We start from the raw sequence: 12456 nt of genomic DNA on the forward strand, positions 1-12456 counted from the left end.
AAAGTTTTAGAGCTGTTGTTTTTTTGTCGTGCCCTAAATCTATTGCTCTTGTTCCAATAAAGCTAATGCTTCCTCAACACCAACAACCAGTTGTGTTGTATCTGATACGTGGAGTAACGCAGGCGTTGTCACGATATCAAGTGAATCTAATTCGGTGGGTGAAGGGTTAAAAAAAGCTGTTTGGTGTTGAGCGATAATCTGTTCATCCTCGATAATAAGCTCATATTGGATCTCTGAATCATTTAAGTATACCTCAGGGTCTTCCTCGTAAAACTCCTCACCATCTTCTACGTAACCAATAATAACATCGTTGACATCGTGATGCGTTTCCCAGTCATACCAAAGTTCACGATTATCAGGTTTAGTCATATCTACGACATATAAAGGCAGACGCCCATTTTCTTCATAGTCCTGAATGTCTGCTTCGATCTCTTGGCAGTATCGACACTCTTCTTGCCAAAAGTAGACAAAGTACTCTCCTTCTTGGTTAAACACCTCTGATGAGGTAATGAAGTCATGTTCAGTTTTTGATGTGTTAAAGATAAAGATGAGACTAACAATGACTAAAATAATAATCGCGGTAGATATACCGATCCGTCGTTTGTTTCTCATAACAACTCACTCGCTTTCTTGTTTTAACTATTGTTTAAATATGAAAATCACAGCCGTAGCAGAAAAAAACTTCGATCCTTTCGTGCTGCATCCTCTTTAACTAGTATACCCTAACTAAAAACACTATAAAACAAAACGTCTGAATGCCTTTCAATTCATAACATAAATCGATATAATAGGTTCAATTGGATTGAACGTGAAGGGGAGAAGAATATTGACACATAAAGAATCACTCGTGCCATTGAAAACGTTGCTATTTAGTTTTCATGGTGCGAACACAATGGTAATTAGTTTCTTACCATTATTACTTGCGTATCGAGGTTTATCAGAACAAGAAATTGGGTGGGTATTAGCGGTCGGACCAACCGCCTCCATTGTTTCACAGCCACTATTTGGTTATATCAGTGATAAATTTCGAACAGTAAAGAAAGTGTTGCTTGTCGCGACTGTAGGTCTAATCATTAGTAGTTTCTTTTTCTTCCAGATGGAAGTGTTAGGTGTTTTACTATTTTCAGCTGTTTTCTTTTATTTCTTTTCATCTGCTATTTCGCCTTTAGCTGATTCTTTGGCTCAGCGCCGCTCAAAGGCTTTAGGCATTCCATTTGGGTCGATTAGAACGTGGGGTTCGATTGGTTTTGCGGTAAGTTCATTGGTGATTGGACAATACGTTGATTGGGTGGGGATTCAGTACTTATTCATTCCTTACGGAATAATGACGATCACACTCCTTTTAGTTACGACACGACTAAAAGATGTAAAAGTCGATACGAAACCGATTAATTTTAAAGATGTCGGGAAATTATTAAAGAATAAACAATTTATCACACTGCTTTTAGTCATGTTTCTTGTGACGATTACGCATAGAACCAATGACAGTTTTATTGGCTTATATATTCGTCAAATTGGTGGGAGAGATAATTTAGTTGGACTTGCTTGGTTTTTAGGTGTTTTTAGTGAGGCGATTGTGTTTATGTTTGCGGGTAAATGGTTCCGTAAGCTTCATCCACTGATTTTCATGATTATTGCGGCCTGGCTTTATACCTTGCGCTGGTTTGTATACGGGATCGTTGCCGACCCGTATGTACTAGTCGTGATGCAAGTGTTCCACGGTTTATCATTTGGTGTCTTTTATGTCGCCTCCTTTGATTATGTGTCACGCCTCATCCCAGAACATATGCAAGCGACGGGGCACTTGATTTATATGACCGTCTTCTTCGGTTTTTCTGGTATTATTGGATCACTCGGTGGAGGTTATGTGCTTGAAGTCTTAGGTGGCCAAACCTTATATATTGCGATGGGTATCATGACGATTGTTGGTTCATTTATGATTGGTGTCTATCACTGGTTTTATAAAAATAGTTAGTAAGGGGTGATGTCGTGGAGCGTTACACTGTTACAGATGTCTGTCTTCTAGCAGGAAAGTTGATGCTCCAAAGTGGGGCAGAGACTTACCGCGTGGAAGATACGATGGTAAGAATTGCACAAGCTTTTGGTATGGATCGTGCTCAGGCGCACGCCACTCCGACGGCCATCATGTTTGCGACAGATTTAACCGAACCAACGAATTTTGTTCGGATCGTCAGTCGTGAAACAGACCTTCATAAAGTTACCCAAGTGAACGGTGTGTCCCGGGCGATTTCTGCGGGTCACTTAGATGTTACAGAAGCGGCTAAAGCTTTAGAGACGATTGATAATCAAAAAGATACGTATCCTAACTACATTCAATTACTTGCGGCTGCATTTGCGAGTGGATGTTTTACGATTATGTTTGACGGATCTTGGGTCGATTTTCTCCCCGCCTTTTTTGTCGGGGCACTTGGTTACGGGCTGATGAGTTACTTTCATGATATGTTGAAGATTCGTTTTTTTGCGGAATTTTTAGCGGCGAGTTTCGTTGGCCTCTTTGCCTATTTGATTATCTTTTTAGATCTTGGTTATCAGATTGATAAAATTGTTATCGGGGCAATTATGCCACTCGTTCCAGGGTTACTGATCACCAATGCGGTGCGTGACTTAATGGCGGGTCACTTAGTATCTGGTATTACAAAGGGAGCTGAAGCCTTCCTGACAGCGGCCGCAATTGGAGCAGGTATTGCGGTGATATTCTTTATATTCTAACAGAGGAGGGAACGTGATGATGTTAGTTGAACAACTGGTCGTTTCATTTTTTGCGGCCGCTGGTTTTGCGATTATCTTTAATGTGCCAAGACAAGTGTTGTTTCAATGCGGAACGGTTGGTGCCGTCGGCTGGTTTCTTTACCGGTTACTCGTCCTTAATACGGTTGATGAAGTTGTCGCAACACTTGCGGCCGCCGCCGTTGTCGCTGTCATTAGTCAGATTTTTGCTAAATGGTTCCGGACGCCGATTATCATCTTTAACGTATCCGGAATTATTCCGCTTGTCCCAGGTGGATTGGCGTATGACGCGATGCGTCATTTCGTTGAAAATAATTATGACGTGGCGATTCCGTATGCCGCACGCGTCGTGATGCTTTCAGGTGCGATTGCTTTAGGTCTGGTGTTCTCTGAGATCATTAACCAAATGATCCGTAATGGTAAGTGGAAAAGGTATCATAATAAATACGACCGTAAAGGTCTTGAACGGTCTTAGGAGGCGTCATTGTGATTATAAAGAAAAGAAGGAATATACATCATACGTTACACCAAACGTCGGGTGAGCAAGTCGAGAACCCTATTTTACAGCCGGTGGAATACTTAGAAGCATCGGTTGCGATGTGTGTGGCGAAAACGTTAGATTTTCTTGATGAGCGTGATGGGCTTGAATTGACTGGTTATAATGTGGAGGTCACCTCGACAAGTGATCAATCATTAAGGCCGCGCCGGTTATCGGAAGTAACGGTTAAGATTCAGTTTGATGACGCACTTGATCCAGCACTTGTTAAGAAGCTGAAATTAAAAGCTAAGCGAGGCTGTGTCATTGGTCATACACTTGAACATCCAGTGACAGTCATTTTGTTAGATGACGAAGATTAGGAGGAATCTTGATGAGAATATTAACGTATCGCTTGAAAGACTCAAAAGAAGCTTATCAAGTCGGCTTTCTTAAAGATACGCTTATTTATCCTGTCGACACATTAAAAACATATATAGCGGATGAAGCAGTAAAGCAATTGGTGACAAGTGATCCTGCATTGTTTTATCTCCAGTTACAATCGCTTCCGGCGTTAAAAGCGGCACTTGAGAAAGCATCGCAATCCATTGGTATTAAGCAAGAATCTATCGAATTTGGTCCCGTCGTGACACGTCCAAGCAAAATTATCTGTGTCGGTGTGAATTATTTAGATCACGTGAAAGAGATGGGGCATGATGTTCCGAAATTACCGGTACTCTTTTCGAAATTTTCAAATGCTTTAATTGGTCATGAGGCTAACATTATGGGGATGGCTAAATCAGATCAATTAGATTATGAAGTAGAGCTCGCCTGTGTGATTGGAAAGACGTGTACGGAAGTTGATGAGTCAGAGGCGCTTGATTATCTATTAGGCTATACAATTGCCAATGATATCTCAGCGCGTGACTTACAAAAACGGACGCCTCAGTGGCTTCAAGGAAAAACACTTGATAAGTCAACGCCTGTAGGTCCTGTCATTGTCACAACCGATGAATTAAAAGATCCATCAAAGCTAGCTATTCGCTCATACGTCAACGGAGACGTACGTCAAACTTCATCGACAGATCAATTGATTTTTAATATCCCAACATTGATTGCGTTTATCTCTGACTTAATCACACTAGAACCTGGGGATTTAATTTTAACAGGCACACCGCACGGTGTCGGTTTTGCTGAAAAACCTCCACGACTTTTACAATCGGGTGATGAGGTTGTCTGTGAGATTGAAGGTATTGGCACGCTCAAGAATAAAGTTGATTAAATAGAAACGGTCGTCACGTTTAGCATAATAGTGACGACCGTTTCTATTTATAAGTAGCATAACTTAAATAAGTTCAATCGCTTCAGGGACATTGAGTGACGTCAGAACATCAAGTTCACGCTCTCTTTCGTAAGTGTAAGAAGATGTTTTAAGTAAGGTCTCATCAACATAAGCAGGATGGGTCATAACTTCGATTGTCTCTACTTGTTGTTTGAGCAGTTGTTCAAATAAGTTCGGTTGCGCTAAATCCCCGTAAAAATCTAGCCACAAGCTTTCAGTCAATGACATATCACTTGGATTCTCTAATTGTTCGGTATAGCGGAAAGGTAATTGATACTTATCAAATAAGCGTTTAACCACAGGCTGTAAACAGGCCCAGCCATGTACGTGATGATGGCTGTCAATGTGATCGAGCGTTAAACCTGTCTTTAGAAAGGCTTGTATTTGTGTATCCCACTCCTGTTCCACTTGTTCGATTTCTAAAGGCGTTAAGTTTGTTTCATACTTTGTGAATTTGAATGTATGTGATTCATCTACAAGTAAATCAACCTTTTCACTAAGTGGCTTTCCGTAAGAGAGGGCTAAATGAATCCCTACTTTTAAAGTTGGATGGGCTTTCGCTAGCTTTATAGCATGATCAACAGCCATTCCATTCATCATGAGCGTTGTCCGAGTAACGATGCCATTGGTATGAGCGGTGATGATGCCGTTGTTTATCCCTTCCGTTAATCCGAAATCATCTGCGTTAATAATCACTTTCATAAGTAGTCTCCTCCAATTAAATTCAAATGTATATACATTTGAATGCATTTAATAGAAACGTTCAACTTTAAAGCTCGTTTTATCACCTCTAAAGTATGAACGAGAAAATTCGATGACTCTGCCGTCTTTATCTTCTGCGATGGTTTCAATAAAGAAACAAGGTTGACCGACGTCACAGGCTAAATAATGACTAATATCTTTATCTGCTAGTGTGATTTCAAGGATTTCTGTTGTTTTATGAATGTCGATATGATAATCATTTTTTAAGGTTTGATAAAGTGAGTGTTCCACTTGCTCCTTCTTTATCCCCGGAGCAATTTGCCAAGGAATATAAGCGATCTCATATTGGGTAATGTCATTATTAACCATACGGATCCGCTTGATCTTTTGAATGGGATCGGCTTCATTTAAGCCAAAGCGCTCTTGTTTAGATCCCTTTGCCGCAATAACTTCAATTGTTTTTGCGATGATTTTACCTTCTTTACCTTGAGCTTTTAATTGTTGATCAAAGTGCTCATTTGTATGAGAAAGTATTTGATTTGCTTTTGGTTCAGCCACAAAACTACCTTTCCCACGTTGTCTAATCAGATAACCTTCTTGAACGAGTTGAGACAGTGCGATTCTTACCGTCGTTCGACTAACGTTAAATTCTTTACATATATCATGTTCGGTCGGAAATTGATCACCAACTTTATAATCTTGAGACTTAATGCGCTCAATTAATTCTTCTTTGATAAAAGCGTGTAGTGCTTTTTTTTCTGCCATAATAAAGCTCCCTCCTCGTTGCAGACATCTTTCTTCTAGTATAACAAATAATATTAAAAGTAGTAACAAATTATTTTAAAAAACATTTTTTGATAAATGTATTTACAACGTTTTAATTGTATGATACATTTTATTTGTAAACAATTACAGATTAACTAAAAGGAGTTTTTTATATGAAGCTGGTCATTATAGGGGGAGGATCTAGTTATACACCGGAAATTATTGAAGGACTCATCAAGCGTCATTCATCATTTCCAGTCTCGACGATTGTATTAGTCGATATTGATGAGGGATACGACAAGATGACAATCGTTGGTGAACTAGCGAAGCGGATGATTGAAGCGGCAGGAGTTCCAATCGCATTGTCCTGGACAACGAATCGAAAAGAAGCGCTAAAAGATGCGGCTTTTGTTTCAACGCAACTAAGAGTAGGTGGGCTAAAAGCGCGTGAGAAAGATGAACGCATCCCATTGTCTCACGGTATGATTGGTCAGGAAACAAATGGTGCGGGTGGTATCTTTAAAGCTTTTAGAACCATTCCTGTCTTACTAGACATTGCGGAAGATATTCATGATATTTGTCCAGATGCTTGGATGATTAACTTTACGAATCCAGCCGGTATTGTAACAGAAGCGCTACTTAAGTATAGTCCACATAAGAAAGTGATCGGGGTCTGTAACATTCCGTTTAATATGCAACATTCTATCGCAGAGGTATTGGAAGTAGACCCATCATCTGTCCGGATTGAGTTTGTCGGACTCAATCATTTTGTCTACGGTAAAAAAGTATTTGTTGATGGGATGGACCGAACGCAGGAAGTGCTTGACCGTCTGATTGAACAAGTGGTTAATTACTCACCAGCAAATATTGTTAGTCTTGGCTGGACGGAAACATTTTTGAAATCGCTTCAATTATTGCCGAATCCGTATCATCAGTATTATTACAAACAAGAAGCGATGTTAGCTAAGGACCTTCAATCGTACGAACAAAATGGTACTCGCTCAGAAGTTGTTCAAGAGGTTGAACATAAATTATTTGAGCTGTATAAACAGCCGACACTACATGAGAAACCGAAAGAATTAGAAGACCGAGGCGGGGCTTATTATAGTGACGTTGCCTGTAGCTTAATGTCAGCCTTGTACAATGATAGCCATGAAATTATGACGGTTAATACTCTTAATCAAGGGGCGATTAGAGATTTGCCGCTCGATAGTGTTGTAGAGGTGAACTGTGTGATCACAAAATCTGGTCCGATGCCACTGGCTACTGGTGCCTTACCCGAACAAATTAAAGGTGATATTTTAAAAATGAAAGCCTTTGAAGAACAAGTCATCAGAGCAAGTTTATCAGGAGATTACGAAGAGGCGTTTCTTGCCTTTCTCCTTAACCCGCTTGTCGGAGATGAAGACCGGGCAAAAGTTGTGTTAGATGAGTTACTTATCGCGCATCAAGCGCATTTACCGCAGTTTAATTAGGCTATTTTAGAGTGGAGCGATACGTTAGTCCCCTGAGGGCTAACGTTGACTGCCACTATAAATAGAATGTGACACATAACTCTAAAAGGTGTAGGCGTTCATCGTAAAAGGCATATTTTTTCATTCTATCAAAATAAAGCGCTTACAACGTGTGGAGGCCAAAGGCATGAAGACTACCTTTATTATTTGAAAGGGGTGATAGCGAATTTCGGGATAGGTGTGAATGGTGTCAAGCTATTCATTAACAACATGAGTAAAAATTATAAGGGGGTTTTTGAATGAATGCTTTAACGTTATGGTTGGAGAAATACTTTCTTCCAATCGCAGGTAAGATTGGTGGACAAAAACACTTAGTCGCTTTAAGAGATGCCTTTATTGGAACGATACCGGCAACAATGGCTGGTTCTGTCGCGGTTATGATTAACGCACTTATTAGAGATTTACCGCCGCAATTTTTTGATGGATATGATGGTAACTCGATCCCGATTATTAGGGAAATCATTGGGATCAATGGTTTTGTCTGGAACGGGACCTTAGCGATTGCCGGGTTAATCTTCGTCTTTTCGTGGGGATATAATTTGGCTAAAGCCTATGGTGTCAATGAGCTTTCCGGTGGGATTGTTTCCACTGCAGCAACAATCGCTGGTGTGACCTTTGCTTTCTCCGGTACGCTATCAGGGTTAAGTCTAGATGAAGCAACCGTCACCTCGATTAATGATGCCGGATGGGCCGCCACGGCCTCTGAAATTACCGCCGGCGGTTGGGGTTGGATTCCTTTAGGGAACTTAAACGCGAACCTATTCTTCACGGCGATGATTATTGGTTTTGTTTCTACTGTTATTTTTGCTAAATTGATGCTTGCGAACATTACGATTAAATTACCAGATTCTGTTCCGCCAGCTGTTTCAACAGCTTTCGCATCCATTATTCCAGCAACAATTGCGCTTTATGTTGCCGCACTTTTCTATTTTGTTTTTGCAAAAGTTGTACCAGGTATGACATTCTTAGAATGGACACAAAATACGATTGCCTTACCACTCCTTGGTTTATCACAAGGTTTTGGCGCAGTAATTTTAGTCACCCTCTTTGTTCAACTGTTTTGGTTCTTTGGTATTCACGGGCCAAACGTCTTAGCACCTATTTTAGAAGGGGTATTCGGTGTTGCGCAAATTGATAACGTTAACTTGTTCCAACAAGGTGGGACAGAGCTTGTAATTGAAAAGGGTTATATGTGGGTGAGAGGATCGTTTGATGCTTACTCTTGGTTTGGTGGTTCTGGGGGAACGATTGTTTTAATCATTGCGATTATTATGTTCTCAAAACGTAAAGATTATCGTACAGTAGCGAATCTATCAGTTGGACCTGGTATTTTTAACATTAATGAACCGATTATGTTCGGTTTACCGATTGTGTTAAACCCACTCTTGTTCTTCCCGTTCTTATTAGCACCTGTTGTTTCAGTATCAATCGGTTACTTTGCGACAATTGCAGGGTTAGTCGCACCGGTGTCACAGCAAGTCGCTTGGGTGACACCGCCGTTCTTACTATCGTTTTTAGCAACAGGGGCCGACTGGCGGGCGCCAATCGTCACACTTGTGGCGATGCTTGCCTCCTTTGTCATTTGGGCACCGTTTGTTATGGCGGCAAATAAAGTCGAACCGGAATCAACAGAAGAGAATCAATCATAAGCTTAACAAAATAATAGATAGACAAAGGTCGCTTAAACGGTGTCCTTTGTCTATCAACAAATAAATGATATATACATCTGACAAAAAGACTCATACAATAAACAGGCATGAACAAATAAAAGACAGTCAGATAATCACAGATGAAGGGGGTCACTTAAGATGATAGAAATTAGTTCACCAACACAACAAGATCGGATCATTGACTTATTAACAGCCATCGACACGGGTGATGTGACGTTTACGTTTAAAGAAAAAAAGGGGATTTCACTCTACTTTGACACAACGACCGATGATTTAGAACAAGCCGCAAAAATAGCGAAACGAGCGATTAAAGCGGAACCTTGGGGATCGATTCTTTACTTTCGAAGCGTGCCTCATCATCAGTAATCACCGTTCGTTTATCAGTTATTATGTGATGGAAAAGCAGTAGCATGTACGTAACAGATTCACGTTAAAGAAGATACGACATAAGTGAAAAGGGTGTGGAAGATGGGGAAGTGGGGATTATTTTTCTTGAGTATCGGTTGTTTAATGATTATTTTTGCCGCAGATGCTAAAAGTGGCACCTATGATATATTGAGTCTCGTAACAGCCGGCTTTTTTATTGTAATCAGTATCGTCATGATTACAAAAGAAAAGCGACAAAAACTTTCTGAAAATCAGGTGGAATAAATGGAACTTACAATGAAAATCAATGTCCCGGCCGCATTCTTTTACGATACCATTATGCGTTCGGTACTAGCTGATGTCAAACAACAAACAAATCAAGAGCTCGCAGTAAAAGAACTACAGGGATTTGAATACGAAAAAACATTTTCAAAGTCGGCCTCAGCTACAGTGAAAATAAAAACACTCGTTGAAAACGAATGTTATGAATATCAAACCATCAGCAGTAAAAACAACTTTACGGTTCTCTACCGGATCAAGCCACTTGATGATGAGCGTGTTGAACTGCATTATTCTGAATCTATGACATCACGAGGCGGCTATATGCAAAAGTTAAACGATGCCTTTGTCGGTGTGATTTGGTCATTTCTTAAAAAGAAAAAGTTTAAAGAGATGCTGAAGCAAATCGAGTCAACTTATAGGTATCAGCAACAATCACAAGCCTAGAAGTAAGAATTAAATAAAACAATGGTTCATATTAAAAAGGAGCATGCACATGCGAAGGATTGGCGTCTCACTCTACTTGTCTAAAAGTACATTTGAAGAGGATCAAGCTTATCTCGATTTAGCTAGAACGTATGGTTTTACGAGAATTTTTACGAGCTTGTTGGAAATTGAAGGCGATACGACAGAAGTCATTAACAAATATAAACGTACAATTGATTATGGAAATTCTATTGGTATGGAAACAATATTAGATATTAGCCCGGGCTTATTCAAACAATTAGACATCGGGTATGATGATTTGAGTTTTTTTAAAGAATTAGGTGCTGCAGGGCTTAGATTGGATCTGGGCTTTACCGGTTTAGAAGAAGCGATGATGACCAAAAATCCTTACGGATTAAAGATTGAAGTGAACATGAGTAGTGGGACAAAGTATATTGACAACATTATGAGTTATCATCCAAATACCGATTACTTATGTGCGTCGCATAATTTTTATCCGCAAAAGTATACCGGTATTTCACAAGCGCATTTTGAAGAGACAACGGCGTGCTTTAATAAGCACCGTCTTACGACGGCTGCCTTTGTGACATCTCAAGTCGGCCAGTTAGGCCCATGGCCGGTTCAAACCGGATTATGTACACTGGAAAGTCATCGTGAATTGGATATTCAGACACAAGTGACCCACTACCGCTTGATGGGGACGATTGATGATTTGATTATTGGTAATGCTTATGCGAGTGAAGCTGAGTTAAAAAGCATGTCAGAAGCTTTCTTCTCAAAGCACCCACTATTACCGGTGGAGCCTCTCCTGGATTTATCGGCGATAGAAAAGAAAATATTATTTGATGAAACGCATATATTTAGAGGGGACCGGTCAGAGTACTTGATTCGCTCAACCGCGACGCGGGTTAAATATAAAGCGGAAGACTTCCCGGTGCGTGAGGTTAAACCGATTGAAAAAGGCGCTGTCATTATCGGAAGTAATGACTTTGGTCAATATAAAGGTGAAACACAAATTGCTTTATCATCGCTTGAAAATAAAGGTGAACGGAATGTCGTCGGCAAAATCAAACAAGAAGCGATCTTTTTACTTGATGATCTAAAGCCGTGGTCAAGTTTTTGTTTAGCCGAATAACTATGTAAATGAAGTAACAATGAATAGATGAGTCAGTGAATGATGGATGAGTGAAAGAAGAGGTAATGACATTAGGAGGTCGTTGGAAATGAAAACAATTTTATTGGTATGTTCAGCAGGGATGAGTACAAGTTTACTCGTATCAAAAATGCAAAAGGTTGCCGAAACTAAGAATATTGAGTCTGATATTTCGGCTGTATCAGCCTCAGAAGTTGATCAAATCATGGCAAAAAAAGATATTGATGTCTTATTATTAGGGCCTCAGGTGAGATATATGAAGCCACAGTTTGATAAGAAAATGGCAGGAAAAAATATTCCAGTTGATTCCATTGATATGAAAGATTATGGCATGATGAATGGTGAAAATGTGTTAGCGCAAGCTATCAAATTAATTGAGAATAAATAAAGCTAGCGATTGGCTAAAATATAGACCAAAAAAAATAAAGAAGAAATAAAAAATTAAGCACGTGTTGTAAAGGATGGGGTTTTAAAATGAATGAAGGAAGTTTAGAGATGATTTCTTTTCAAATCATCAGTAACGTTGGCACAGCTAAAAGTTTAGTGATGGAAGCACTCCAAGCCGCAAAAACGGGTGATTTCGAACAAGCTGAAGAGAATTTAACAGAAGCTAATCAATATTTTGTTGAAGGACATAAAGTCCATGCGTCACTTATTCAAAAAGAAGCCGCTGGTGAGGCCGTTGAATTTTCTATGCTATTTATGCACGCAGAGGATCAATTGATGAGTACAGAGACCATCGCCACGCTCGTAAGAGAGATGATTGAGATGTATAAAAAGATGGAAGAAACGAATTAAAACGTAAGACTTAATTAATTATATGAGGATCGCTACTACCTCTTCTTATCGTTTGGTCATGATGACCGGATGGAAAGAAGAGGTTTTTCCTCGTTGATTTATGGTTGTATAATATTTGGTGTTGGTGAAGGGATTTTAAGTGAGATAGAGATTGCTCACTAAAATTACTCACTAGCACCTTTTTCTTTCTAAATATA

Annotated in this window: 16 protein-coding genes; 13 read left to right on the plus strand and 3 right to left on the minus strand. The window is 39.8% G+C overall.

Annotation, left to right across the window (positions count from 1 at the left end; all coding sequences use genetic code 11):
• Positions 1–39: 39 nt before the first annotated feature.
• A complete protein-coding gene (locus BM390_RS13350; RefSeq protein WP_062319758.1) occupies positions 40–612 on the minus strand; it encodes a hypothetical protein in 573 nt (190 codons plus the stop codon).
• Positions 613–826: 214 nt separating this feature from the next.
• On the opposite strand from BM390_RS13350, the gene BM390_RS13355 reads away from it, so the two are divergent.
• The 5 genes from BM390_RS13355 to BM390_RS13375 are packed head-to-tail and all read left to right on the plus strand — an operon-like array spanning position 827 to position 4505.
• Positions 827–1975, plus strand: a complete 1149-nt coding sequence (locus BM390_RS13355) for an MFS transporter (RefSeq protein WP_089855399.1) — start codon at positions 827–829, stop codon at positions 1973–1975.
• A 14-nt stretch (positions 1976–1989) separates the two neighbouring features.
• Positions 1990–2730 carry a threonine/serine exporter family protein gene (locus BM390_RS13360; RefSeq protein ID WP_089855402.1) on the plus strand — a complete coding sequence of 247 codons (741 nt, stop codon included), beginning with the start codon at positions 1990–1992 and terminating at the stop codon, positions 2728–2730.
• Between the two features lie 19 nt (positions 2731–2749).
• Positions 2750–3223 (plus strand): threonine/serine exporter family protein, encoded by a 474-nt coding sequence (locus tag BM390_RS13365; RefSeq protein WP_062319803.1) that lies wholly within the window; start codon positions 2750–2752, stop codon positions 3221–3223.
• A gap of 11 nt (positions 3224–3234) precedes the next feature.
• On the plus strand, positions 3235–3606 hold the full coding sequence (locus BM390_RS13370; protein ID WP_062319760.1) for an OsmC family protein: 372 nt from the start codon (positions 3235–3237) through the stop codon (positions 3604–3606).
• Between the two features lie 11 nt (positions 3607–3617).
• Positions 3618–4505: a fumarylacetoacetate hydrolase family protein gene (locus BM390_RS13375; RefSeq protein ID WP_062319762.1), complete on the plus strand. Its 888-nt coding sequence runs from the start codon at positions 3618–3620 to the stop codon at positions 4503–4505.
• A 63-nt stretch (positions 4506–4568) separates the two neighbouring features.
• On the opposite strand, the gene chbG is transcribed toward BM390_RS13375, so the two are convergent.
• Together chbG and BM390_RS13385 are read right to left on the minus strand one after the other, a co-directional pair.
• Entirely contained in the window at positions 4569–5267 is a 699-nt protein-coding gene (gene chbG, locus BM390_RS13380; RefSeq protein ID WP_062319763.1) for a chitin disaccharide deacetylase, read from the minus strand.
• Positions 5268–5315: 48 nt separating this feature from the next.
• Positions 5316–6032 (minus strand): GntR family transcriptional regulator, encoded by a 717-nt coding sequence (locus BM390_RS13385; RefSeq protein ID WP_062319766.1) that lies wholly within the window; start codon positions 6030–6032, stop codon positions 5316–5318.
• A 173-nt stretch (positions 6033–6205) separates the two neighbouring features.
• Between BM390_RS13385 and BM390_RS13390 the strand changes: the two genes are divergently transcribed.
• The 8 genes from BM390_RS13390 to BM390_RS13425 all read left to right on the plus strand — a co-directional run bounded on the left by BM390_RS13390 (position 6206) and on the right by BM390_RS13425 (position 12259).
• The gene (locus tag BM390_RS13390; RefSeq protein ID WP_062319769.1) at positions 6206–7507 is read left to right on the plus strand and encodes a 6-phospho-beta-glucosidase; all 1302 of its coding nucleotides are present in this window, start codon (positions 6206–6208) and stop codon (positions 7505–7507) included.
• Positions 7508–7785: 278 nt separating this feature from the next.
• Positions 7786–9195, plus strand: coding sequence for a PTS sugar transporter subunit IIC (locus BM390_RS13395; RefSeq protein WP_089855405.1), 1410 nt, complete (start codon positions 7786–7788; stop codon positions 9193–9195).
• Between the two features lie 159 nt (positions 9196–9354).
• Positions 9355–9582 carry a hypothetical protein gene (locus BM390_RS13400; protein WP_062319771.1) on the plus strand — a complete coding sequence of 76 codons (228 nt, stop codon included), beginning with the start codon at positions 9355–9357 and terminating at the stop codon, positions 9580–9582.
• 102 nt (positions 9583–9684) lie between these two features.
• Positions 9685–9867 carry a DUF3188 domain-containing protein gene (locus BM390_RS13405; RefSeq protein ID WP_062319773.1) on the plus strand — a complete coding sequence of 61 codons (183 nt, stop codon included), beginning with the start codon at positions 9685–9687 and terminating at the stop codon, positions 9865–9867.
• Positions 9868–10308 carry a DUF3284 domain-containing protein gene (locus BM390_RS13410; protein WP_062319775.1) on the plus strand — a complete coding sequence of 147 codons (441 nt, stop codon included), beginning with the start codon at positions 9868–9870 and terminating at the stop codon, positions 10306–10308.
• A 49-nt stretch (positions 10309–10357) separates the two neighbouring features.
• The gene (locus tag BM390_RS13415) at positions 10358–11443 is read left to right on the plus strand and encodes a DUF871 domain-containing protein (protein WP_062319778.1); all 1086 of its coding nucleotides are present in this window, start codon (positions 10358–10360) and stop codon (positions 11441–11443) included.
• Positions 11444–11531: 88 nt separating this feature from the next.
• Positions 11532–11849, plus strand: a complete 318-nt coding sequence (locus tag BM390_RS13420) for a PTS sugar transporter subunit IIB (protein ID WP_062319779.1) — start codon at positions 11532–11534, stop codon at positions 11847–11849.
• 86 nt (positions 11850–11935) lie between these two features.
• Entirely contained in the window at positions 11936–12259 is a 324-nt protein-coding gene (locus tag BM390_RS13425) for a PTS sugar transporter subunit IIA (RefSeq protein ID WP_062319781.1), read from the plus strand.
• The last annotated feature ends 197 nt before the right edge of the window (positions 12260–12456 follow it).

The organism is Halolactibacillus miurensis, from assembly GCF_900116255.1.
In the GTDB taxonomy this organism is placed as follows: Bacteria; Bacillota; Bacilli; order Bacillales; family Amphibacillaceae; genus Halolactibacillus; species Halolactibacillus miurensis.